Annotated in this window: 22 protein-coding genes; 13 read left to right on the top strand and 9 right to left on the bottom strand. The window is 62.3% G+C overall.

From position 1 onward, the window contains the following. Window positions 1-69 precede the first annotated feature (69 nt). From NKJ90_RS04670 to NKJ90_RS04650, 5 genes are all read right to left on the bottom strand, one after another. Complete coding sequence (locus NKJ90_RS04670; RefSeq protein ID WP_023759807.1) at window positions 70-1110, bottom strand: sugar ABC transporter substrate-binding protein; 1041 nt, start codon at window positions 1108-1110, stop codon at window positions 70-72. 40 nt (window positions 1111-1150) lie between these two features. Beyond that, entirely contained in the window at window positions 1151-1915 is a 765-nt protein-coding gene (locus NKJ90_RS04665) for an ATP-binding cassette domain-containing protein (protein WP_023759806.1), read from the bottom strand. Beyond that, complete coding sequence (locus NKJ90_RS04660; RefSeq protein WP_023759805.1) at window positions 1912-3078, bottom strand: ROK family transcriptional regulator; 1167 nt, start codon at window positions 3076-3078, stop codon at window positions 1912-1914. The genes NKJ90_RS04665 and NKJ90_RS04660 overlap by 4 nt, the downstream gene beginning before the upstream one ends. A 383-nt stretch (window positions 3079-3461) precedes the next feature. Continuing rightward, window positions 3462-4766 (bottom strand): M23 family metallopeptidase, encoded by a 1305-nt coding sequence (locus NKJ90_RS04655; protein ID WP_352485732.1) that lies wholly within the window; start codon window positions 4764-4766, stop codon window positions 3462-3464. Window positions 4767-4914: 148 nt separating this feature from the next. Then, window positions 4915-5382, bottom strand: coding sequence for a peroxiredoxin (locus NKJ90_RS04650; RefSeq protein WP_023759803.1), 468 nt, complete (start codon window positions 5380-5382; stop codon window positions 4915-4917). 95 nt (window positions 5383-5477) lie between these two features. On the opposite strand from NKJ90_RS04650, the gene NKJ90_RS04645 reads away from it, so the two are divergent. Together NKJ90_RS04645 and NKJ90_RS04640 are read left to right on the top strand one after the other, a co-directional pair. Continuing rightward, window positions 5478-8858, top strand: coding sequence for a YhdP family protein (locus NKJ90_RS04645; RefSeq protein ID WP_352485731.1), 3381 nt, complete (start codon window positions 5478-5480; stop codon window positions 8856-8858). Window positions 8859-8868: 10 nt separating this feature from the next. Beyond that, complete coding sequence (locus NKJ90_RS04640; protein ID WP_156938558.1) at window positions 8869-9357, top strand: hypothetical protein; 489 nt, start codon at window positions 8869-8871, stop codon at window positions 9355-9357. Window positions 9358-9385: 28 nt separating this feature from the next. Here the strand turns inward: NKJ90_RS04640 and tyrS are convergent, their stop codons facing one another. Next, window positions 9386-10639, bottom strand: coding sequence for a tyrosine--tRNA ligase (gene tyrS, locus NKJ90_RS04635; RefSeq protein ID WP_023759801.1), 1254 nt, complete (start codon window positions 10637-10639; stop codon window positions 9386-9388). 482 nt (window positions 10640-11121) lie between these two features. Between tyrS and NKJ90_RS04630 the strand changes: the two genes are divergently transcribed. Both NKJ90_RS04630 and NKJ90_RS04625 read left to right on the top strand, forming a co-directional pair. Beyond that, the gene (locus NKJ90_RS04630) at window positions 11122-12765 is read left to right on the top strand and encodes an ArnT family glycosyltransferase (protein WP_352485728.1); all 1644 of its coding nucleotides are present in this window, start codon (window positions 11122-11124) and stop codon (window positions 12763-12765) included. A 45-nt stretch (window positions 12766-12810) separates the two neighbouring features. Then, the gene (locus NKJ90_RS04625) at window positions 12811-13638 is read left to right on the top strand and encodes a phosphatase PAP2 family protein (RefSeq protein ID WP_023759799.1); all 828 of its coding nucleotides are present in this window, start codon (window positions 12811-12813) and stop codon (window positions 13636-13638) included. An 84-nt stretch (window positions 13639-13722) separates the two neighbouring features. On the opposite strand, the gene NKJ90_RS04620 is transcribed toward NKJ90_RS04625, so the two are convergent. Further along, a complete protein-coding gene (locus tag NKJ90_RS04620; protein ID WP_013532163.1) occupies window positions 13723-14397 on the bottom strand; it encodes an alpha/beta hydrolase in 675 nt (224 codons plus the stop codon). A 236-nt stretch (window positions 14398-14633) separates the two neighbouring features. Between NKJ90_RS04620 and NKJ90_RS04615 the strand changes: the two genes are divergently transcribed. From NKJ90_RS04615 to NKJ90_RS04580, 8 genes are all read left to right on the top strand, one after another. Next, entirely contained in the window at window positions 14634-15812 is a 1179-nt protein-coding gene (locus NKJ90_RS04615; protein WP_023759798.1) for a cysteine desulfurase family protein, read from the top strand. 185 nt (window positions 15813-15997) lie between these two features. Next, window positions 15998-17515: a Fe-S cluster assembly protein SufB gene (sufB, locus tag NKJ90_RS04610; RefSeq protein ID WP_023759797.1), complete on the top strand. Its 1518-nt coding sequence runs from the start codon at window positions 15998-16000 to the stop codon at window positions 17513-17515. 27 nt (window positions 17516-17542) lie between these two features. Then, window positions 17543-18298, top strand: a complete 756-nt coding sequence (sufC, locus tag NKJ90_RS04605) for a Fe-S cluster assembly ATPase SufC (protein ID WP_023759796.1) — start codon at window positions 17543-17545, stop codon at window positions 18296-18298. A 19-nt stretch (window positions 18299-18317) separates the two neighbouring features. Continuing rightward, on the top strand, window positions 18318-19586 hold the full coding sequence (gene sufD / locus NKJ90_RS04600; protein WP_023759795.1) for a Fe-S cluster assembly protein SufD: 1269 nt from the start codon (window positions 18318-18320) through the stop codon (window positions 19584-19586). Window positions 19587-19590: 4 nt separating this feature from the next. Next, complete coding sequence (locus NKJ90_RS04595) at window positions 19591-20835, top strand: cysteine desulfurase (protein WP_352485725.1); 1245 nt, start codon at window positions 19591-19593, stop codon at window positions 20833-20835. 21 nt (window positions 20836-20856) lie between these two features. Beyond that, a complete protein-coding gene (locus NKJ90_RS04590; protein WP_352485723.1) occupies window positions 20857-21249 on the top strand; it encodes an SUF system Fe-S cluster assembly protein in 393 nt (130 codons plus the stop codon). A 100-nt stretch (window positions 21250-21349) separates the two neighbouring features. Next, entirely contained in the window at window positions 21350-21736 is a 387-nt protein-coding gene (sufA, locus tag NKJ90_RS04585; RefSeq protein WP_023759793.1) for a Fe-S cluster assembly scaffold SufA, read from the top strand. A gap of 9 nt (window positions 21737-21745) precedes the next feature. Further along, on the top strand, window positions 21746-22279 hold the full coding sequence (locus NKJ90_RS04580; protein WP_084025450.1) for a DUF2199 domain-containing protein: 534 nt from the start codon (window positions 21746-21748) through the stop codon (window positions 22277-22279). Here NKJ90_RS04580 and NKJ90_RS04575 read toward each other — a convergent pair. Beyond that, complete coding sequence (locus tag NKJ90_RS04575) at window positions 22276-22773, bottom strand: GFA family protein (protein WP_023759791.1); 498 nt, start codon at window positions 22771-22773, stop codon at window positions 22276-22278. The two genes, NKJ90_RS04580 and NKJ90_RS04575, sit on opposite strands and share 4 nt — an antisense overlap. Before the next feature lie 89 nt (window positions 22774-22862). Here NKJ90_RS04575 and NKJ90_RS04570 point away from each other — a divergent pair, with 89 nt between their 5' ends. Next, on the top strand, window positions 22863-23186 hold the full coding sequence (locus NKJ90_RS04570) for a TfoX/Sxy family protein (RefSeq protein WP_023759790.1): 324 nt from the start codon (window positions 22863-22865) through the stop codon (window positions 23184-23186). Window positions 23187-23396: 210 nt separating this feature from the next. Here the strand turns inward: NKJ90_RS04570 and NKJ90_RS04565 are convergent, their stop codons facing one another. Continuing rightward, window positions 23397-24314 carry a pseudouridine-5'-phosphate glycosidase gene (locus NKJ90_RS04565; protein WP_023759789.1) on the bottom strand — a complete coding sequence of 306 codons (918 nt, stop codon included), beginning with the start codon at window positions 24312-24314 and terminating at the stop codon, window positions 23397-23399. Between the last annotated feature and the right edge of the window lie 5 nt (window positions 24315-24319).

Here is a 24319-nt window from a genome sequence, read left to right as displayed (position 1 = left end):
GTCCTTTCGGACGCGGCGTTGTGAAAGGGCAGGCTCCGGGCCACTACGGCCCGGAGCGCTTTCAGATGACTATTCGACGGACTTGATGGTGTCCGTCGGCGGCTTCTGGTTGCCCCAGAAGGCCGGGTTGTCGACATTTTCCTTGGTGATGGCGGCGCCGGGGATCTTGATGTTCGGGCCCCAGGCTTCCTTGGTCACGGTCGATTTCAGGCCGAGCACGTCGTATTCGCCGGGCTTGATCTCTTCCTTTTTGACGATCTTGTCCATGAACATGGCGACAGCCGCGGCCTGCGCGTAAAGCGGCTGCTCGACTTCGACGTTGAGCCAGCCCTTGCGGATCAGGTCGAGTCCGACCGGCGCGCCGTTCGAGCTCATCAGCATGACGTCACCCGGCTTTTTACCGGCGGCCTCGAGCGAGGCGACGGCAGCGACCGACAGGTGCGCGGCATGGCTGAAGATGAGGTCTATGTCGGGGTTTGCAAGGATCTGGTCGTTGACGATAGTCCCGGCTGCATCCGCTGCCCACTGCATGGCCGGAAGCGAGATGATCTTGACGTCCGGGAACGCCTTCATCTTCTCCTCAAAGCCCTTCTGGATATCGAGCGTGTAGGGGTCACCCGGATCGCCGAGCACTTGCAGCACCTTGCCCTTCACCGAGCCGTTCTTGGCTTTCAGCAGTTTCTGGGCCTGGTCGGCGGCGACGTAGCCGATCTCGACCGTTCCCGCGACAGAGGTGAAGTCGGAGGGCGTAGCGGTGATCTGGCGGTCGAACTCGACCACGGGGATGCCGGCCGCACGGGCGGCCTCGACGGACGGTTTCAGCGCATTGAAATCGACGGCCGCCAGAATGATGGCCGCCGGCTTCAGCGCGATGACGTCGTTCATCTGCGATTGCTGGGCGTCGGTCTTGTTGTCGGCGTTCAGCGTCTTCATCTCATAGCCGGTCTGCTTCAGGAACAGCTCCAGAGCGCTCACCGAGCCGGTCTGGAACTCGTCCAGCAGTGTCGGCACCAAATAGTAGACGATACCCTTGGACTGCGCGAATGCCGGCGTGAGCGTGGCAAAGGCCAATGCCAGGATACCGAAGACAGCAAGAAGTATTCGCTTCATGTCGTTCGCTCCTCTTAAGCCGGACCCCTCTTTTTGTCCCTCAGCCCGCCGGTCCGGCACCGGCAAGCGTCTCCCCGGTGATCATGTTGATCACCGCGTCGGGACTTGTTTTATTGCGTGCGACGTCGCCCGCCACGACGCCTTGCCGGATCACAACGATCCGATCGGCGACCTGGAAGGCCTGTTGCATGATGTGAGTGATGATGACGACGCCGATGCCCTGGTTGGCCACCTGGCGGATCATGTCGAGACCGCGCCGCGTCTGCTCGACACCAAGGGCTGCGAACGGTTCGTCGAGCAGCACCAGCTTGCCGCCCCAGTGCACGAAGCGGTTGAGTTCGATGGCTTGCCGCTGGCCGCCCGAAAGGTGCTCGACATTGGTGCGCAGCGACGGAATACGGGTGCCGGCACTGGCCAGCGCCTTTCCGACGACGGCTTCCATGGCGCGCTCATCGAGCACGGGAATGCCAAGAACCTTCCTGGTGATTTCGCGGCCCATGAAGAAATTGGCGACCACGTCGACGTTGGTGCACAGCGACAGGTCCTGATAGACGGTCTCGATGCCCGCCGCCTTGGCCTCGGCGGGTGTTCGGGCAAGGAACTCCTTGCCTTCGAACAGCATGCGGCCCGAGGTCGGCTCCAGCCCGCCAGCGATGATCTTGACCAGTGTCGATTTGCCGGCGCCGTTGTCGCCCAGCAGCGCCACGACTTCGCCCTTGCCGATCGAGAAGCTGATCCCCTTGAGCGCTTCGATGGCGCCATAGTTCTTGGTGACGTTGTCGAGCACCAGCAAGGGTTCGTTCATGCCGCAATCTCCCTGCCTTTGAGAAGGTCGCGCTCGCGTTCACGTTCGGCAGCGAACATCTGGCCGAAGCGAGGCGACAGCACGCCGGAAACCGCAAGGGCGGCAGCGCCGCGCAACACCGAATGTTGGCCGCCGCGCGCGACGAGGATTCGAGGCGTCGTGCGGTCCTGCCGTGCCGAAACGGAGTTGTGCAGGCCGACGGTCGAACCGGCAAGCCGTTCGAGCAGATCGGTGGATGCCAGCCCGCCGAGGATGACCGTTTCAGGGTCGAACAGGTTCTCGATCGTGGCGACGGCATTGTGAAAGATCGGTGCGACTTCGGCCACCCATTCGGCCTCGCCGCCGGTCCAACGCCCCCGCGCTTCGAGCGAGAGGTAGCGTTCGAGACAGCCTCGGTTGCCGCACGGGCAAGCCTCGCCGCCGGGAACGACGGGAATGTGTCCGATCTCGCCGGCATTTCCCCAGGCGCCGCGCAACGCGGAGCCGTCATGAACCATGACCCCGCCAAGGCCGACGCCGAAATAGAGATAGTAGTATTCGGAAAACTGGGCGCCGAGGCCATAGAGGCGCTCGCCCATGGCTGCAGCCGCCATGTCGGTTTCAAAGAAGGCCGGCAGCCCGGTGGAAGTCGCCAATCGCTCGCCCAGTGCCACACCCTTCCAACCGGTCATGGTGGTCGGACCGACGAAACTCATGGATTCGACATCGAATGGCCCGGGCAGGGCCAATCCCACGCCCAGCACGCGTCCTCCAGCCCGCAGGCCGGTCAGTTCGATTGCCATCGCCGCGATCAAATCGAAGGCATGGTCCGGCGTCGCGTTCGGCGCCTCGCGATAGGTGCTCTCGATGACGTCGCCGCTCAGATTGATCAAGGCTGCACTGATACCAAGCGGGGTAATGTGAACACCGACGGCATAGCCGCCCTCGGGGTTGATGCGTAGGGTCGCCGGGGGCAGGCCGCGCCCCTTAGGCTCTTCGCGCAGCGACAGGATATAGCCTTGCTCTTCCAACTCGCGAACGATGGTCGATACGGTCTGGACGGTCAGCCCGACGCGCCGGGCGATCTCGCCGCGGGCGATCGGCCCATGCAGGCGGATGGACTCAAGCACGATGCGCCGGTTGTACGGCCGCCCGAACTCCTGATTCGTCCCCCGCAGTGCCATGATTTGCGTGCCCTTAGGAGATGGTAGCTTCGCACCTGTTATTTATTCAGTCAAATGGAATTCAAAAATAAAATCACGGGCGCATCAAATGGCTGCTTGCCGGCATGCATCGGCCGGAACGGTCCACGCTCCCGCGAGAGAGCTAAGCGGCAAAGACGGCGATGAACACGCCGGGCATGTCGACGCTGGTGCCATTTGAGGCTGAGGTGGAACGCGTTGGATGCCGACCACTATATGGGCTTCGACAATCTGCGTCCGTCCCGCAAGCAGAAAGCCCGAACGGCGACAAGAGTCCGAAGAAGGAATGAGGCCTGCGCGAGATGGAGGTTGCCCGAACGGTTCGATTGCCTGAGAGCCGGGATTCTGCTCCCGGCCTGCATTCCTCAGAGGTACTGTGCGACCTTCCTGCCGACGGTGAGGAAGCGCAGTGGATCGATCGCTTCGCCATTGTGGCGGACTTCATAATGCAGATGCGGGCCGGTCGACCGGCCGCTGCTGCCGGTCTTGCCGATGACGGCGCCGGCATCCAGTTTCTCGCCCACGGTCACGTCGATTTCGCTGAGATGTCCGTAACGCGTCGCAAAGCCATTGCCGTGGTCGACTTCCACCATGCGGCCATAGCCGCCGTTCCAGCCTGCCTTGGTGACGACACCGGGAGCCGTGACCTTGGCGGCCATGCCGATCGGGGCCCTGAAGTCCATGCCGGAATGGAGTGCCGCGGTGCCGAGAAGGGGATCGGTGCGCACCCCGAACGGGCTGGTGACGGAGTGACCCGGCGCCGGGTTGGTGAGCGGCAGCCGGCGCGCTTCCTTCTTGAGATGGTCGAGCGCATCAAGCGCTTCGTCCAATTCCTTGACCTTGCTGTCGAACTTCATCGAGGAGTCGAGCGGGATCAGCGGTCCGCCGACATCGCTATCGCCCTTGCCGAAATCGCTGTCGACCGGCAGTCCTGCTGCCTGAAGCGCCTGTGTGATCGCGTCGGCGCTCTTATACGCGTTGTCGGCAAGCGTGCTGATGCGGGTCAGTTGGTCATTCTCGATGGATTTCAGCGACTGGTTGATCGACACGAACAATTTGTCGGCACGATCGGCGGCGGAATCGTTGGGCAGCGGATCGGAGCGGGTCGACCATAGCGAAAACGGCCTGGTGTCGCCGGCGCCGAGGTCGGCGCCAAGGCTGGCGACCGCATAGTTCTGCGCTGGCTCCTTGATGCTGCCGATCACTTCGGCGCGTTTGTCCGGTTTGCCCACCGCTGCCGGATCTTCGGCTGGCGCCGCGCCGACTTCGTTCTCCGCACGTTCGAGCAGCGGGTCAAGCCTACCGTGGCGCTGGCTCAACTGGCTCTGCCGTTCCAGCAGTTCGCTGACCTTGGTTTCCATCAGCTGCTGGTCGAGCAACTGGCGGCTGGTGATGCGGTCGACCTGGGCGCGAAGCGCCGAAATGCGATCTTCATAGGCTTGCTGCATGCGTGCCTGCCGCGCCGTGGTGGCGCCGATCAAATCGTCACGCAGCACGAGATAAGAGGTGGCCATGAGGTAGCCGATGGCAATGGCGGCCAGCGCCGAGCCGACAAAAGCCGCGAGCCAGGGACGGATCGTGAAGTGCCTGATCTCATTGCCCCGGGCGATGATGACCGTATGGGGCTCCTTGCGCCTGCCGAAGACTGCTGACTGACCGGTTGCGTTCACGGGACCAAGCTTTCGGTTACGACACCACGACAGCTTGACTACACATTATTAAGGTTAACAAAGGCTTGTTGTGCACCGGCTTGCGGCGGCGCCCGTCAGGCGAGCATAAAGTTTGGGGGGAAGGCACGAACAGCCGTGCGGTAAGCGCTCAAAGCGCGCGAACGGCCTCGAGCACCTCTTCGGCATGGCCCTTGACGCGGACCTTGCGCCAGATCCTGGCGATCCGTCCGTCGCGACCGATCAGGAACGTCGCGCGCTCGACGCCCATGTATTTGCGGCCATACATCGATTTCTCGACCCACAGATGGTAAGCCTCGATCACTTTGCGCTCCTCGTCGGCGGCAAGGTCGATGGTCAGATTGTATTTCGACTTGAACTTGTCGTGCTTCCTGGCGGTGTCGGGCGACAGGCCGATCACCACGGCGCCCGCCTTCTCGAAGTCTGGCTTCAGCTGCGAAAAGCTGATCGCCTCTTGCGTGCAGCTTGTTGTGTCATCCTGCGGATAGAAATAGAGGACAATGGGCTTGCCGGAGAATGCGGCAAGGCTGAGCGATCCGCCGCCGTCGCGCGGCAGATCGAATTGCGGCGCAAGATCGCCTACGTCGAGGTCAGCCATACCGATGCCCTTGTTTGAGGTTACGCGCGAAGCCACACCGATATAGTGTCGAGCGGGGAGTCGTCCACGATCGAGTTCGTACAACGGAAAATTGCTTGGATCAGGAGCAACCGCAGCACAAGAAGATCCGGTTCAGGCGTGGCGAGATCACCGACCTGGCGGCTTTCCCGTCGGCGTGTCGCGTGCCGCCGCTCGGTCAGGCGCGGATCGGACGCGGCTTTCGCATCTTGTCGCGGCTGTTCGCCAGTCTGGTCGCTCTTGTATTGCTGGCCGCCGTGCTCGTTTATCTGGTTGGCGCCTCCGGCATCGGGGCCGACCGGCTTCGCATCGAGGCGGAAACGGCTCTTGAGAAACTGGCCGGCGTCGATGTCAATGTCGCGGTCGGGCCGGCGCGCATCACGCTCGACAGTTCGAGTTTCATAGCGCTCCAGGTCAGCGACGTCAGCCTGAAGACCGCCGACGGCAAGCCGATGGCCGATGCCGGCCGCGTGCGATTCGGCGTGCGCCTGGTTCCGCTGCTGTGGGGGGATGTGCGGCTGACCAGCGCCAGGATCTCCGATGCTCGCATAGTCGTGGCGGCGATGCCGTCCGGCGGCGACTGGACCGCCGCCCTGCGCAATGCGGACGGCCTCATCGACCCGGAGAAGCTGTCCAATGCGGTGTTCGGAAACGTCAACCGCGCGCTCGATGCCGTGCGGGAAGATTCGCTGCGCCAGATCGATCTTCGCAATGTCGAATTCGTGCTGCCCGAAACCGGAACGATCAACCTCTTCAAGATAACCGACGCCACCGTCGTGCAATCGGGACCGGGCGGCATGCAGTTTTCATCCAAGGCGGATGTCAACGGCAGGACGGTTACCGTTGCCGCTTCCGCCACCCGCGACATCGCGGCACACCGCGTCACGGCGCTGGACGCCATCATCGACCTGGCGGATGCCGACGGTCCCGCGGCCGCCGCCGGGAAGTTGGGCGCTGTCGCGCTGAAGCTGACGGGATCGGAAGGATCGGGGGCAAATGCATCGCGGCTGACGGCTCTTTTGTCGTCGACGGGTTCCGTTCTCGATCTGGGCACACGCGGGCTGCTGCCGGCCGACGTCGATGTCGACGCAACGCTTGTTGCCGGCAGCAACAAGGTTCAGGTCGACAGGTTGCTGCTGAAGACTGGTCGCTCGACATTCGATTTCGCGGGTTCGATCGGTCCGAAGCCGACAAGCGGGGCGGCGGGTGAGGAGCCTTCCTATCGCTATGACCTGACCAGCGACGGTTCGTCGCTGGCGCCTTCGGAGTCGCCTGAGCCAGCGCTGACCTTCCTCGCCCGGATTGCCGGTGTCTACAACACGGTTAGCCACAGACTGGTCGCCGACCAGATCGCGCTTCGGTCCGCTGCCTCCAGCGAAGTGCTTGGCACCGCTGCCGTGGCGTTCGTCGACGGCAAGGCGCCGGGGATCAACCTTGCCGTCAATATCCACAACATGCAGGTCTCTCACGTCAAGCAGCTGTGGCCGTGGTTTTCGGCGCGCAACGCGCGGCTGTGGGTGCTCGCCAATCTGTTCGGCGGCCGCGTCGTCGACGCCAACCTCCAGTTCCAGGTCGTGCCGGGCCGGCTGGGCAACGGCGTGCCGCTGTCCGCCGACGAAATATTCGGCCGCTTCCAGATCGAGGGTTCGCGCTTCGACACGGCCGGCCGCATTCCGCCGATACGCGACGCGGTTGGCGTCGTCGGCTTTCACGGCAACGATGTCGATATCTCCCTGTCCTCTGGCACCGTCTATATGCCCAGCGGCCGCACCGTGGCGGCCAGCAATGGCACGCTGGCGATCAAGGCGGCCAATCACCCGCCGGTCATCGGCGCGCTCGACATCGACGTTGACGGCGACGCATCCGCTGTTGCCGAACTCGCATCCTACGAGCCGATCAACGCCATGCGTCATGTCGGCATTCTGCCGGAAGAACTGTCGGGCAGCGTCACCGGCCACGTCAGGGCGAATATTCCGCTGCAGTCCGGCGTCGACTCCTCGAAGCTCGATTGGCTGGTGTCGCTCGACTACACCGGCATGTCGTTGGCCAAGCCCTTCGAGGGGCAGACCGTGACGGATGCCGACGGTTCGATCACCGTCGACCCCGTTAAGGCGGTGATCTCCGCCAAGGCGTCGCTGAACGGCATTCCGGCCGAACTCGATCTGATCGAGCCGCTCAGGGATGATGGGCCGGCGCGCAGCCGCAAGGTGGCCTTGGTGCTCGACGACAAGGTCCGCGCCGCCGCCATGCCGGGTCTGAAGCCGCTGCTTGCCGGAACGGTGAAAGTAGCGATCGACAAGAACGGGAGCGGCAACCAGAACGTCTCGGCCGATCTGACCAATGCCAGGCTGGACATCCCCTGGGCGGGTTGGAGCAAGGGCGCGGGGGTCCCCGCCAATGTCACATTCGTCATGACCAAGGCCGGCGATACGACGACGCTGTCCGACTTCAACCTCGACGGAGAGAGTTTCTCGATCGACGGCAGCATCGTGCTGGTCAATGGTGCCTTGTCGTCGGCGCGGTTCAGCAAGGTCACCTTGAACAGGGGCGACGACGTCGCGGTTTCGGTGAAGCGATCCGGCAAGAGCTATGCGGTCGACATCACAGGCAATGCCCTGGATGCCCGGTCGCTCATCAAGCAGTTCACTTCGGATGTGGATACGGCCACCAAGACGACAGGTTCCGACGCCATTTCCGTCAGCGCCGATGTCGATCAGCTGACCGGTTTCCACGACGAGCAATTGTCTAATTTGAAGCTCGACTACAGTGCGGCCGGATCGCGGGTGAACGGGCTGAAGGTCAGCGCCATGGCAAGTTCGGGCGCTGCCATAACCATCAGCAACACCACCGGTGCCGGCCGACGCGCCCTCAACATGCAGTCCGCGGACGCTGGCGCCGTCCTCAGGTTCCTCAACATCTATGAGCATATGGAAGGCGGAACGATCACCCTGGCGCTGGCGGGGCCGAGCGACGGAGCGCTGAAGGGCAAGGTCGACACCAGCAACTTTTTCGTGGTCAACGAGCCGAAACTGGCCTCTATCGTCTCGACCACGCCGGCCGGCGACAACCGCAGCCTCGATCAGGCGGTCAAGGGTAAGCTGGACACGTCGCGGGTGAAGTTCGAGCGCGGCTATGCCGAGATCGACAAGGGCAGCGGCTACCTGAAACTGGCCAATGGCGTGCTGCGCGGCCCGCGCATCGGTACGACGTTCCAGGGCACGCTCTACGACCAGAACAACAACATGGACATGACCGGCACGTTCATGCCGGTCTATGGCCTCAATCGCATCTTCGGGGAGTTGCCCATCGTTGGCGCGCTGCTCGGCAATGGCCGCGACCGTGGCCTGATCGGCGTGACCTACCGGCTCAAGGGCAATGCCAACAAGCCGCTGCTCGACATCAATCCGCTGTCGGTCATCGCGCCTGGAATATTCAGGTCGATCTTCGAATACCGGTGAGGCGCGACCGGTGACGATGCTAGCCAAGATCTTGATTGCACTGGGCGCTGGTGCCGCACTCCTGGTCATCGCCGGCGGGTCACTCAACGCATCCAATTTCTGCTTTGCGCAGCGCAAGTTCCTGTCGGACGACGAGCTCTTGGCGGCTGCCGTTGCGGATATTCCAAAACTTGTCGAACTTACTCAGGAGAGAGGAAGAATTCTTCTGAGCTATGCAGACAAGTCTACCGATTATTCAAATGTAACGATCGTCAACTACGAAGACGCTTCTGATTTTGTTAAGAAAAACCCAAACTGCTGTCGCATCGGTCGCTTTGACGGACCGCGCGAGCCCGTATTTCCGCCGGATTGGTGGACCGTGGTGTCAGGTTATGCGGCAAAAATCGTTACCGTGAATTACAAGCTGCGTTTCCTTACTCCGACGGGTGAAGAGTCTTTCCAAAATGATCCTTTTTACATCTGGATAGACTCTTGTGGGAAAATTAAACCGTACACCTAAGAGACGGCCGGGATAGATCAGGCTCCGGTTAGACCGGCCGCACCAGAATGTGTTTTTTCTTTCCCAAAGACAGCTTGACGACGTTTTCCGGACTCAAATCCTTGGAGGTCACCAGCCGGCGCTCGTCGCTGACCGGCTCGTCGTTCAGGCGCACGGCACCACCTTGAACATGCCGCCGCGCCTCGCCGTTCGACGCCGCCAGTCCGGCGGTGACGAGCAGCGACAGGATACCGACGCCGGCCTCGAGCGCGGCCTTGTCAACCTCGACGGTCGGCAATGTTTCGGCGAGCGCGCCTTCCTCGAACGTCTTGCGCGCCGTATCGCTGGCTTGCTCCGCGGCTGCGCGGCCGTGCAGCAAGGCGGTGATCTCGGTGGCGAGGATTTTCTTCGCCTCGTTGATTTCGGACCCGCCGAGCCGCTCTAGCCGTGCGACCTCGTCCAGCGGCAATGTCGTGTAGAGTTTCAGGAAGCGGGCAACGTCGGCATCCTCGGTGTTGCGCCAGTACTGCCAGAATTCATAGGGGCTCAGCATCTCCGCATCGAGCCAGACCGCGCCCGAGGCAGACTTGCCCATCTTGGCGCCCGACGAGGTGGTGAGCAGCGGCGTGGTCAGCGCATAAAGCTGCGCGTTCTCCATGCGGTGGCCGAGATCGATGCCGTTGATGATGTTGCCCCACTGGTCGGAGCCACCCATCTGCAGGCGGCAGCCGAGACGCTTGTAGAGTTCGACGAAATCATAGGCTTGCAGGATCATGTAGTTGAATTCGAGGAACGACAGCGACTGCTCGCGATCGAGCCGGAGCTTGACGGAATCGAAGGCCAGCATGCGGTTGACGGAAAAGTGACGGCCGACGTCCCGCAGGAAATTGACGTAGTTGATCTCCATCAGCCAGTCGGCGTTGTTTACCATGATGGCGTCGTTCGGACCGCTGCCGAATTTGAGATACGGCATGAAGTTGCGGCGGATGCCGGCGAGATTGTCGTCGATGTCCTGCGGGGTCAGCAGCTTGCGCGCCTCGTCCTTGAACGACGGGTCGCCGATCATCGAGGTGCCGCCACCCATCAGCGCGATCGGCCGATGACCGGTCTGCTGCAGCCAGTGCAGCATCATGATCTGGATCAGCGAGCCGGCGTGCAGGCTCTTGGCGGTAGCGTCGAAGCCGATATAGGCCGTCACCGTCTCCTTGGCGAAGATATTGTCGAGGCCGGCATCATCCGAAGTCTGGTGGATGAAACCGCGCTCGCTCATCGTGCGCAGGAAATCGGATTTGAAGGCGGACATTGTTTCTTTCCCGAAAGCACCCGGCCGCTGCGGCTCGGACGTGCATGAACGCGGGCGTTTAGCATCCAAGCGCGATCAGCAAAAGTGGTTTCCGGTTTTGCGGCCCGGGCGGGTGGCCAAGTAGGGCAACGACTCGGGTTAACGGGTTCCTTCGGAGCCTTCGCCGGCGCGTAGGCTGACGGAAACGAAAAACCCGCCTGTGCGGCGGGTCACTGGCGCAAATCAGCACCATAGAGGAATATGTACCATAGCTGAGGGCACAGAGTCAAGAAAAAATTCCTATCGTGAAAAGCTGCCGGTACAGAAGCTGCCGACACCGCTGAACTGGCTGCCGTCAGGTTTTACCTGAGTTCGGAGCCCTAGATGGCCAAGCCCACTTCTTGCCTCATCCTTTTGGCTGGCGTATTGAGGCGCCGCGCAGGGGCAGGGCCGAAGCGCCACGACGGCGCCATCCCGCAGATCAGACCCGGAAAGCTCCCGCGATGAACAGGAACTATCTCCTCCTCTTTCTGTTCAGTCTGCTGATGACTTTCGGCGGCCTGATGAGCCTTCCGCCGGTCGACCGCGACGAGTCGCGTTTTGTCCAGGCCACCAAGCAGATGGTCGAAACCTCCGACTATGTCGACATCCGTTTTCAGGATGCCTCGCGCTACAAGAAGCCGATCGGCATCTATTGGCTTCAATCGGCGGCCGTGGCGCTGAGCGGCGAGGGCGCGGCGGCGCCGATCTGGGTCTATCGCCTCGTCTCCATGCTTGGCATTGCCCTGTCCGTCGTCGGTATCGCCTGGACGGGCACCAAGCTCTTCGGGGCCAATGCGGGTCTCGCCGCCGGTCTGATGATGGCGGCGATCTTCGCCACCGCCTTCGAGGGCCGCGACGCCAAGACCGACGCGATGCTGCTGGCTTGCTGCGTTGCGGCTCAAGGCGCGCTCGCCCAGATCTATCTGGCGTCGCGGCGAAAGGAACCGATAGCCGCCCATCTGCCGTGGGTCTTCTGGGCGGCCCAAGGCCTGGGGATCCTTATCAAAGGACCCGTCGCCCCGCTGTTGTCGGTACTGACGGTCGCCACCCTTTTCGCCTTCGAGCGCGACTGGCGCTGGATCCTGAAGCTGAAGCTCGGGCGCGGCGTCGCTCTGGTGCTCCTTATCGTGCTGCCCTGGGTCGCGCTCATCACCTGGAAGAGCGGTGGCGCCTTTCTGCAGGATGCCGTCGGCAAGGACATGGTGGCCAAGGTCGCGTCGGGTGAGGAGTCGCACGGCCTGCCGCCCGGTTTCTACATGCTGACCTATTCGCTGTTCATGTGGCCCTTCGGCCTGATCGCGGTCGGCGCCGGGCTCCAGGCCCTCAACCGGTTGCGCGACGATCCGCGGCTGCGTTTCTGCCTCGCCTGGTACATTCCGTTCTGGCTGGTGTTCGAGTTGATTCCGACCAAGCTGCCGCACTATGTCCTGCCGGCCTATCCCGGCATGGCGCTGCTGATCGGCTGGCTGCTGACGTTGTCGCCGCAGGAGGCGAATGCGCCGCTCAAGCGCTGGCAGAATTGGTTGTGGTGGTCGACAGCATTCGGTCTGGTCGTGGTCAGCCTCGGCCTTGCGGTAGTCTGCATCGAAGCGCCGATCTACCTCACCGGCACCTTCTCCTGGTGGAGCATCCCGGCCGCTGCGGCGGCGCTGGGGGCGGGCTATTTCGCCTTTTCGCGGCAGCTGCAAGTGCCGCTGCGCCGCATCGGCGCCATCGCGGTCTGCGCGGGCATCACCTATGGCCTGCTGTTCGGCGTCATCGCGCCTTCGCTGAAGCCGATCTGGCTGAGCCCGGCCGTCGAGGCGGCGGTCCGTGCCAACAGGCCCTGCGAGACCACGGTGCTCGCCTCGGCGGAATATCACGAGCCGAGCCTGGTGTTCCTGGTGGGCACGAAGACGGTGCTGACCGATGTCGATGGCGTCGCCAGGCATCTGCTTGGCGACCCGGCCTGCGCGCTGGCGCTGGCACAGGTCGGCGACGAGCAGAAATTGAACGGCCTGCTGGCCGCACAAGGCAAGTCGGCAAACCGAGTGGCGCGGATCGACGGGCTCAACTACTCGTCGGGAGACAAACTGTCTCTCGGCCTCTATCGTGTGGCCCAATGACGGCTCGTCGATGCCCATGACGGCAACAATGGGGTCGAATTTCCAATGCTGGTGAAATCGCGCCCTTCCGTTTCCGGCCTGCTCCTTGGGCTAGGGCGCCGGTCCGTCGACAATTTTCGCGATACGATGCAGATCGTCAAAAGGCGCTTTGCCGTCCGTCCGGCCAGATACCCGAACATCTTGTGGTCGGTCTGGGTGCTGGTCTGGGCTTTGTTGACGGCAGCAGCGTTCGTCCGCCTCGACACGCCGGCCGGAATGCTTCACGGCCAGTGGTCGGCGAAATTTGTCCGACTTGCCGACTTTTTCACACAGTTCGGCCTGGGTGGCTGGTATCTCATCCCGTCGGCGCTTCTGCTGGTTGCCGCGAACCTGACGAACTGGCGAAGCCTCTCGAGGCGCTCGCTGATGCTCGCCTACAACTGGACCTGCCTGGCTTTTCTGGTGCTGGGCGCCGTCGGCCTGTCGGGCCTCGCCGTCAATGTGCTGAAATACGCGATCGGTCGGGCTCGCCCGCTCTATTTCGGCGACTTTGGTGTGCTGGCCTTGCATCCCTTCGCTTTTGATGCGCGCTTCGCCGGCTTCCCGTCCGGCCATGCCACGACCATGGGCGCCGTATTCGGCGTCGCTCTGCTGCTGTTTCCAAGGCGCTGGTACATCGCATTGGCGATCACGGCTTGCATCGCCTCGACGCGGGTCTTCGTCGGCGCGCACTATCCCAGCGACACCGTTGCCGGCTTCGGCCTCGGCTGCGCCTTCGCGCTGGCCTGCGGGCTGCTCTTTGCCCGGCTCGGCTTCATCTTTCGTCCGATGCCGTCCGGACTGCCGGTCCGCAAGAACACATTTCGGCTGGTCGGACCGACAAGGAAGGCCTGAACGCTCGGTTCGGCTCGAACCGCCCCTGGCGTGCGCCTTTCCCTGAGACGAGGAGGCTCGTACGTGGCTGCAGTTCTTCCCCGTCTATCTCAGCCGCTTCGGCCGCGGATCCGACAATTCACCGGCAAGCCGGCGGTCGAGATAATCAGCGCATTCCTCGAGCAACAGGTCGGCGTCGTTGGAGAAGAAATGGTTGGCGCCGGGCAACGTCTTCTGCGTGATGGTGATGCCTTTTTGCGTGTGCAGCTTGTCGACCAGGCCTTGCACATCCTTTGGTGGCGCCACCTTGTCGGCATCGCCATGGATGATCAGGCCCGATGACGGGCAGGGCGCCAGGAACGAGAAATCATAGGTGTTGGGCTGCGGCGCGATCGAGATGAAACCTTCGATCTCCGGCCGGCGCATCAAAAGCTGCATGCCGATCCAGGAGCCGAAGGAGTAACCGGCGACCCAGCAACTCTTGGAATCCGGATGCAGCGACTGCACCCAATCCAGCGCTGCGGCGGCATCCGACAATTCGCCGGTGCCGTGATCGAATTCGCCCTGGCTGCGGCCAATGCCGCGGAAATTGAAGCGAAGCGTCGTGAAATCCCGCTTCTGGAACATGTAGAAGAGGTCGTAGACGATCTTGTTGTTCATCGTGCCGCCGAACTGAGGGTGCGGGTGCAACACGATGGCTATCGGCGCGCTCTTTTCCTTGGAAGGCTGGTAGCGCCCCTCCAGGCGGCCGGCAGGACCGGTGAAAATGACCTCAGGCATAAAATACTCCACTTGCAACGAATGCGCGGCGCCCGGAACATGTCTTCCTCTGGCCTTGACGCAGGGCGAGCGTCTTCTTAGAAGCTAGTTTAGAATTGTTCAAAACTGAGTGGCAAGACATCGAGCCGGGCCACCCGCGCCGCAAGCCGCGTAAATAGGACGCCTCGCCTTGGAATTTCAAGGAAATAACGCGATACGTCGGCGGAATGGCTTCTAACGGGACCAACTGGACGAAAATGGCCGCAAAACGAGCCTATCTCGACTACAATGCCAGTGCGCCGCTGCTTGCAGTGGCCCGCGAGGCTATGGTCGCGGCGCTCGATATCGCCGCCAACCCGTCCTCGGTCCATGCCGAAGGGCGCGCCGCGCGACGCCTGATCGAGACCGCAAGGCGTGACGTGGCGGCACTTGTCAACGCCAAGCCCGAGCACATCGTGTTCACCTCCGGCGCGACTGAATCTGCCTCGACGCTGCTTTCACCCGATTGGCAGATGGGACGCGGCGCCATACGCATGAGCCGGCTCTACGTGTCCGAAGCCGATCATCCCTGTCTGTTGAACGGCGGGCGCTTCCCGGCCGGCCTGGTGACGCGGCTCGGCGTCGATGCTGACGGTACCGCCGATCTTGCAGCCTTGGCCGCAGCGCTTGTGGCGCATGACAAGGCCGATGGCCTGCCGCTGGTCGCCATCCATGCCGCCAACAACGAGACCGGTGTCATTCAGCCGATCGATCGCATCGCCGGGATCGTCAAGCAGGCGGGCGGCATCCTCGTCGTCGACGCCGTCCAGGCTGCGGGGCGCGTTTCAATCGACATGTCAGCGGGTTACGCCGATTATCTGATACTGTCTTCGCACAAGATCGGCGGCCCCAAGGGCGTCGGCGCCATTGTCGCCGCCTCCAATCTGATGATGCCGAAGCCGCTGATCAATGGCGGCGGCCAGGAAAAGGGCCACCGTGGCGGCACCGAAAACCTCGCCGCCATTGCCGGTTTTGGCGCCGCCGCATGCGAGGCTCTGGCCGGGCTGCCGGCCATGGATGCGGTGCGGCAGCGCCGCGACGAGATCGAAGCCATCGTGAAAATGTTGGTGCCGGACGCGGAAATCTTTGGAACGGGTGCGCCAAGGCTTGCCAATACGACATTCTTCGCTATTGCGGGCGTCAAAGCCGAAACCGCTCAGATCGCTTTCGATCTGGCCGGCGTGGCGCTATCGGCCGGCTCGGCCTGTTCGTCGGGCAAGGTCGGACCGAGCCATGTGCTGAAGGCCATGGGATACGGCGACAGTCTTGGCGCCTTGCGCGTGTCGATCGGTTCGGCGACGGGCGCTGAGGATATCGAGCTGTTCCGCACCGCGCTGGCGGGGATCGCCGCACGGCAAACCGCCAGGGATAAGGCGGATAGAGACCAGGCCGCGTGAGCGGTTGGACAAGTTTGGGCCTTTCGGCCTGGTAGAGCCGTGCGTTTCATATTGGCCGGGTGAATTTCCGGTCGAGGCGCACTATATTGAACTCACGCTGCCGCTAGCGCTTTTTCGGCGTTGAATGGCAGTGCCATAGTTTGAAAACTGTCGGGCCTTGACCCCGGCGTGGATGGAGAACGCATATGCCTGCTGTGCAGGACACGATCGATCGGGTCCGAAAGATCGACGTCGACCAATACAAATATGGATTCCAGACCGAAATAGCGATGGACAAGGCCCCCAAGGGCCTGAGCGAAGACATCATCCGTTTCATTTCGGCCAAGAAGGACGAGCCATCCTGGATGCTGGAATGGCGTCTGGAAGCGTATCGCCGTTGGCTGACGCTGGACGAGCCGACCTGGGCGCGCGTCCATTATCCGAAGATCGATTTCCAGGACATCTACTATTACGCTGCGCCGAAGAGCACGCCCGGCCCGACGTCGCTGAGCGATGTCGATCCCGAACTGCTGAAGGTCTACGAGAAGCTCGGCATTCCGTTGAGGGAACAGGAAATTCTCGCCGGCGTGCAAAAGGCTGACGCCTCCGAGCTTGAGGAAGCCAGCGACAATGTCTACAAATCGGGCCGTGTCGCGGTCGACGCCGTGTTCGATTCCGTATCGGTCGTCACCACCTTCAAGAAAGAGCTGGCGCAGGCCGGCGTCATCTTCTGTTCGATCTCGGAAGCCATCCGCGAGCATCCGGAACTGGTGAAGAAATATCTCGGTTCGGTCGTGCCGACCTCCGACAATTATTACGCCACGCTGAACTCCGCCGTGTTCACCGACGGCTCGTTCGTCTTCGTGCCCAAGGGCGTACGCTGCCCGATGGAACTGTCGACCTATTTCCGCATGAACGAGAAGAACACCGGCCAGTTCGAGCGCACGCTGATCATCGCCGAGGAGGGGGCCTACGTCTCCTATCTCGAAGGTTGCACGGCGCCGCAGCGCGACGAGAACCAGCTGCATGCGGCAGTTGTCGAACTGGTGGCGCTCGACGATGCCGAGATCAAATATTCGACGGTGCAGAACTGGTATCCCGGCGACGCCGAGGGCAAGGGCGGCATCTACAATTTCGTCACCAAGCGCGGTGACTGCCGTGGTCACCGTTCGAAGATCTCGTGGACGCAGGTCGAGACCGGTTCGGCGATCACCTGGAAATACCCGAGTTGCATCCTGCGCGGCGACGATTCCAGCGGCGAATTCTATTCGATCGCCGTGTCGAACGGCTATCAGCAGGTCGATAGCGGCACCAAGATGATCCATCTCGGCAAGAACACGTCGAGCCGCATCATCTCCAAGGGCATCGCCGCCGGCTTCTCGCAGAACACCTATCGCGGCCAGGTCTCGGCGCACCGCAAGGCGACCAACGCCCGCAACTTCACCAACTGCGACAGTCTGCTGATCGGCGACCAGTGCGGCGCGCACACCGTGCCCTACATGGAAGCCAAGAACTCGACGGCGCAGTTCGAGCATGAAGCCACGACCTCGAAGATTTCCGAGGACCAGAAGTTCTACGTCATGCAGCGCGGCATCCCCGAGGAAGAGGCGATCGCCCTGATCGTCAACGGCTTCGTCAAGGATGTGATCCAGCAACTTCCGATGGAGTTCGCGGTCGAAGCGCAAAAGCTGATCGGAATTTCGCTTGAGGGCTCGGTCGGTTGACCGGACAGATATTCAGGAAACAAAAGAATGCTTGAAATCAGAAATCTGCATGCCCGCATCGTCGATGACGGCACCGAAATCATCCGCGGCCTGAGCCTGACGGTGAAAGCCGGCGAGGTCGCTGCGATCATGGGACCGAACGGCTCGGGCAAGTCGACGCTGTCCTACATCCTCGCCGGCCGCGAGGACTATGAGGTGACCGAGGGCGACATCCTCTACAACGGCCAGTCGATCCTCGAAATGGATCCGGCCGAGCGTGCCACGTCGGGCATTTTCCTCGCCTTCCAGTACCCGATGGAGATACCGGGCGTGGCGACCATGGAATTCCTGAAAGTGGCGATGAACGAGCAGCGCAAGGCGCGTGGCGAGGAGCCGTTGAAGATTCCGGAATTCCTGAAGCGGGTGAAGGAGGCAGCTGCCTCGCTCAGCATGGACATGGCGATGCTGAAGCGGCCGCTCAATGTCGGCTTCTCCGGCGGCGAGAAGAAGCGCGCCGAGATCCTGCAGATGAAACTGCTTGAGCCGAAGCTGTGCGTGCTCGACGAGACCGATTCCGGCCTCGACATCGACGCGCTGAAGATCGTGTCCGACGGCGTCAACGCGCTGCGCGCGCCAGACCGGGCATTCCTGGTCATCACCCATTACCAGCGCCTGCTCGAACACATCGTGCCGGACAGCGTGCACGTGCTCTACAAGGGCCAGGTCATCAAGTCGGGCGACAAGTCGCTGGCGCTTGATCTTGAGGCCAATGGCTATGCCGGCGTGATCGGCGAAGCCGCGTGAGATGCCAGAGGGCAGATTGATGAATATGCACACTCAACCGCAGCGGACGCAGGCCGAGACAGCGTTGATCGACGCGTTCGGCGACCGGCTGTCGCTGCTGCCGGGCGACGGCGCGGTGATGCTGAAGCGCGACGACGCCATCGAGGCGATCAAGCACGGCCTGCCGACTCGGCGCATCGAATCCTGGCATTACACCGACCTGCGCCGGCTGTTGAATGCGGTGCCCGACTTCGACCCGGCCGCCATGGCCAAGGCCGTTGCACCGATCGTCGATGGTTCTGCCGTGGTGTCGATCCTGAACGGCAAGTCCGACGCGAAGGTGCCGGCGGTCGAAGGCGTCGCCTTCCAGCCTCTGTCGGAGAAGCTGATCGATGGCAGCATCGCGCCAGGGCTCGATCCCTATGGCAGCGACGATGCCATCGGCGCGCTAAACACGGCGTTCGTCGCCGACGGATATTTTGTCGACATCGCCGATGGCACTGAACTGGAAAAGCCGATCGAACTGCAGAATTTGCAGGCCGGCGGCCAGACGCATGTGCGTTTGCCGGTGCGTATCGGCGCTGGCGCCAAGGCCGTCATCGTCGAGCGTCAGACGGGTGACGGGGCTGCTTTGGTCAGCTCGGTTAGCCAGCTCGTGCTCGGCGAGGGCGCCGAGGTGACGTGGCTGATCGTGCAGGAGCAGCCGGAAACGGCGACGCATCTGGCGCAGTTCAAGGCCCATATCGGCAAGAATGCGAAGCTGACGCTGTTCGTCATGAACGCCGGCGGCAAGCTCGTGCGTCAGGAGATCATGGTCAGGACGACTGGCGAAGGCGCCGATTTCAAACTGCGCGGCATCAATCTTCTGGCCGGCGACACCCACACCGACGTGACCATGGTTCTCGATCATGCCGTGCCGCACACGACCTCGACGGAAGTGATCCGCAATGTGGTGACGGGCAAGGCGCGGGGCGCCTTCCAGGGCCGCATCAACGTCCATCAATACGCGCAGAAGACCAACGCCAAGATGGCTTGCAACACGCTGCTGCTGTCGGACGACGGCGAGTTCTCGACCAAGCCCGAGCTTGAAATCTTCGCCGACGACGTCATCTGCGGCCATGGCGCGACCGTCACCGAGATCGACCACGACCATTTGTTCTACCTGATGGCACGTGGCGTCGACGAGAAGACCGCGAGGGGGTTGCTCGTGAAAGCCTTCGTGGCAGAGGTGATCGAGGAACTGGACGACGAGGCGATTGTCGAGGCGCTCGAAGCGCGGCTCGACGGCTGGTTTGTGGCACACGGGTGAAGTGATGAACGCGCCGGGCAAGATCGGAGATTTCTACGACGTCGAAGCGATCCGCGGCGATTTCCCGATCCTGTCGCGGGAAGTCTATGGCAAGCCGCTGGTCTATCTCGACAATGGCGCCTCGGCACAGAAGCCGCAGGTGGTGCTGGACACGATACAGCACGCCTATTCCCAGGAATACGCCAACGTCCATCGCGGCCTGCATTTTCTTTCCAATGCCGCGACGGACGCGTATGAAAAGGCGCGGGAAACGGTGCGCCGTTTCCTCAACGCGCCAAGCACCGACAACATCGTCTTCACCTCGAACACGACCTCGGCCATCAACACGGTCGCCTATGGCTATGGCATGCCCAACATCGGCGAGGGCGACGAGATCGTGCTGTCGATCATGGAGCACCACTCCAACATCGTACCGTGGCATTTCATCCGCGAGCGGCAGGGCGCCAAGCTGGTCTGGGCACCGGTCGACGATCTCGGCGTCTTCCACATCGAGGAATTCGAGAAGCGGCTGACCAGCAAGACAAAGCTCGTTGCCATCACGCAGATGTCGAATGCGCTGGGCACGGTGACGCCGATCAAGGAGATCGTGCGCATCGCGCATTCGCGTGGAATTCCCGTACTCGTCGACGGCAGCCAGAGCGCGGTGCATATGCCTGTTGACGTGCAGGATCTCGACTGCGATTTCTTCGTCTTCACCGGCCACAAAGTCTACGGCCCCTCGGGCATCGGCGTGCTCTACGGCAAGAAGGACATTCTTGAGGGCATGCGCCCCTTCATGGGCGGTGGCGAGATGATCGAGGAGGTGACGGAAGACATCGTCACCTACAACGAGCCGCCACACCGCTTCGAGGCCGGCACGCCGCCGATCGTCCAGGCGATCGGGCTGGGCGCCGCGCTCGACTATATGGAAAAGATCGGCCGCGAGCACATTGCGGCCCATGAGGCCGACCTCAAGAATTATGCGCATGAGCGGCTGCGCGCCATCAACTCGCTGCGCATCTTCGGCGACGCACCGGATAAGGGCGCCATCATCTCGTTCGAATTGCAGGGTATTCACGCGCATGACGTGTCGATGGTGATTGATCGGCAAGGCATTGCCGTCCGCGCGGGCACCCACTGCGCCCAGCCGCTGTTGAAACGCTTCGGCGTAACCTCCACATGCAGGGCATCGTTCGGCATGTATAATACCAGGGCCGAAGTTGACGCTTTGGCCGAGGCGCTTGAGAAAGCGCGCAAATTCTTCGGATGACGATTTGTTTGGGTGACGACCATGGATGATGTGAGCCACACCACCGAGACCGCACCGGAAGCGGCCATCAACCCGCTGGTTTCCGCCTCGGCGATTCCCGCCGACGAATTGGCGCGGCTGACCGACGACATCGTCTCGGCGCTGAAGACCGTCTACGACCCGGAAATCCCAGCCGATATCTACGAGCTTGGCCTCGTCTACAAGATCGACATCGAGGACAATCGCGCGGTCAAGATCGACATGACGCTGACCGCACCGGGCTGCCCAGTCGCCGGCGAAATGCCCGGCTGGGTGGAAAACGCCGTCGGCGCCGTCGAAGGCGTTTCCGGTGTTGAAGTCAACATGACCTTCGATCCGCCCTGGTCGCCCGATCGCATGTCGGAAGAGGCGCAGGTGGCGGTGGGTTGGTACTAGCGTCGAGCCCGGCACACTTGCGCCAGTGATAAAACTTCACCATTTTAGGTGAAGAATCATTCGGCAGGGCTTGAACCTGCATGGAATGGAAGGAAAAAGAATGGGACGCTTCGCCGTCATCACGATGACCGAAAAGGCCGCCGACCGGGTGCGCGAGATCGTCGCCACCCGCGACAACGCGCATGGCATCCGCCTCGGCATCAAGAAGGGCGGCTGCGCGGGCATGGAATACACGGTCGACCTGGTGACAGAGCCCAACACCAAGGACGACCATATCGAGCGCGACGGCGCCCATGTCTATGTGGCGCCCGAGGCCGCGCTTTTCCTGTTCGGCACCGAGATGGATTTCGAGCAGACGACGCTGCGCACCGGCTTCACCTTCCACAACCCGAACCAGAGCTCGGCCTGCGGCTGCGGCGAATCCGTCGAGTTGAAGCCGGCGGACCTCAAGGCGCTGGCAGAGGCACGCGCGGCAACCGCCGCTTAGCGTCTGGCGATGAGCGCCGAGGCGTATCGCTGGCGGTGTGCCTGTTGCGGTGAAGAATTTACCGGTCTTCCAACGGATATGGCATTCGATGCGCCCGTCAATCGGGACGCACTCGAAGAAGGCGGTCAATCGACCTTCCGAAAAAATGACGATTTCTGCGAAGTACGCCACGCCTCGGGCAAGACGGATCGGTACATTCGTTGCCTGCTACCTCTGCCGGTGCCCCAGCTATCCAACGAGTTCTGTTTCGGGGTCTGGATGTCGGTCTCGGAAAGAAGCTGGAATTTGTACCGAGATGGGTATGACAGAGGCCAATACGAGGAAGAGCTCTGTTTTGGGTATCTGATGCACGACATCCCAGAGTATCCAGGTTCGTTGCTCCTGCATGCCGATGTTGTGTTTCAGCCCGGTAATCAGCGGCCGAAGGTGTTTCTGCATGACGCAGACCATCCCTTGGTTGCGGTCCAACGCGGTGGGGTGGATGTGACCCAAATTGAGCGCTGGCTCGCTCTCACGCACCGGTCCAAAGCCGGGAGCAACTAATCCACCCACATTCCCGTCCGTTTGTGCCAGTCGGCGATCGATTCCTCGGGATAGACGTCGAACGCCTTGTCGCCCTTGCCGATATCGGGCTCGACCCAGTTCGCCTTGTATTTCAGCATCAGATGCACTCGGCTCGGTGGAATGGGCAGGTCGCTGTCGACAGCCGAGGCAAAGGGATGCACCAGTTCCGGCCAAGTCGGATCGTAGAGCCACAGCGCCGACCCGCACTTCTTGCAGAAATTGCGTTCGCCGGTCGATATCTCGCACCGCGGGTGCTCGTCGTCTTCGATCTCGGCCTGGTAGACGCCGAGGCTTCTCTTGCCCCTGACATTCAACGTTTCGTAGTCGGCGCCGAGATTGATGGCAAAACCGCCGCCGCCCTGCTGCTTGCGGCAGATCGAACAGTAGCACAGCATGAATGGCGCCGGCGTGTGGCTCTCCACCTCGAAGCGGACGGCATTGCAGCGGCAGGACCCTTTGAGCAAAAGCGGCATGGCAAAACTCCCACGGATGGCTCTCAACCTGTCAGCATGATTTTGGTTGCGGCGATGACAAGGTCAAATGCCGGTGACATGATCGCGGCATGGACAATGAACGCATCGCCGAACTGTTCGAGGGCCTCGGCCCGGTCAGCATCCGAAAGCTGTTCGGCGGCAAGGGCATCTATTTCGACGGCGTCATCGTTGCCATCGTGCTGCGCGGCGAATTGATGCTGAAGGCAGACGACCAGAGCGCGCCCGAGTTCGAGGCCGCCGGCTGCACGCAATGGACCTATACCGGCTCCCGCCACGGCAAGCAGGTCTCCATGCCGTACTGGAGCGTTCCCGACAGCGCCTTCGATGATCCCGACGAGATGACGGTCTGGGCAAGGCGAGCGTATGAGGCGGGACGAAGGGCGGCGAAGTGACGGGCAATAATTGGGAACGTCGGCGGGACAGTACCCCCCTCTGGCCTGCCGGCCATCTCCCCCGCAAGGAGGGAGATTGGCAGTTTCAGCGTCTGCCTGCTTTTTTCAACGTTGAAGATTGGCGGAGGGTTTGATGACATTCGATCTCCCTCCTTGCGGGGGAGATGTCCGGCAGGACAGAGGGGGGTGCTGTCCCGCCGACATTGGCGGCTACAGCGCCTTCGCAATCCTTGCCGCAAGCCGCGCATTGTTCTCCACCAGCGCGATGTTGGTCTTCAGGCTCCTGCCGCCGGTCAGTTCGAGGATTTTCGACAGCAGGAACGGCGTCACCGCCTTGCCGGTGACGTTGAGCGCCTCGGCCGCCTTCTGCGCGGCTTCGATGTAGCCGGCCATCTCTTCGGCCGGGATTTCATGGTTCTCGGGCACCGGATTGGCGATCAGCATACCGCCGGTGAGCCCCAGCGAGGCCCGAGTCTGGTAGAAATGCGCGATCTCTTCCGGCTTGTGCAGGGTCAGCGGCGCGCGGAACGGCGAATGCCGCGACCAGAAGGCCGGCATCGTCTCGCAGCCATGGCCGATCACCGGCACGCCGCGCGTTTCCAGCACTTCCAACGTCTTTTCGATATCGAGGATGGCCTTGGCGCCGGCCGACACGACGATGACCGGCGTGCGTGCCAGTTCGTCGAGGTCGGCGGAAATATCAAAGCTCTTTTCCGCACCCTTGTGCACGCCGCCGATGCCGCCGGTGGCGAACACCTTTATGCCGACCATATGCGCAGCGATCATGGTGGCGGCGACCGTGGTGCCGCCTGTGCGCCCTTGCGCCACGGCAAAACCGAGGTCGGCGCGCGACAGCTTCATGGCGTCGCCTGTCATGGCAAGGGACTCACGCTCGCCGTCCGACAGCCCGATCTTGATGCGGCCGCCGACCACGGCGATCGTCGCCGGCACCGCGCCGCCATCGATGATGATCTTTTCGACATCCGCCGCCATGGCGCCATTGTCGGGGTAGGGCATGCCATGGGTGATGATGGTGCTTTCCAGCGCCACCACCGGCCGGCCGGCGGCCAGGGCTTGCGCCACCGGCGCGTGGATATCGATGAAGGGGCGGGCGGTCTCTGGGGTCATCTGGA

The sequence above is a fragment of the Mesorhizobium sp. M0051 genome (genome assembly GCF_040323235.1).
Taxonomy (GTDB): domain Bacteria; phylum Pseudomonadota; class Alphaproteobacteria; order Rhizobiales; family Rhizobiaceae; genus Mesorhizobium.
This window is presented reverse-complemented; position numbering and strand designations above follow the sequence as displayed.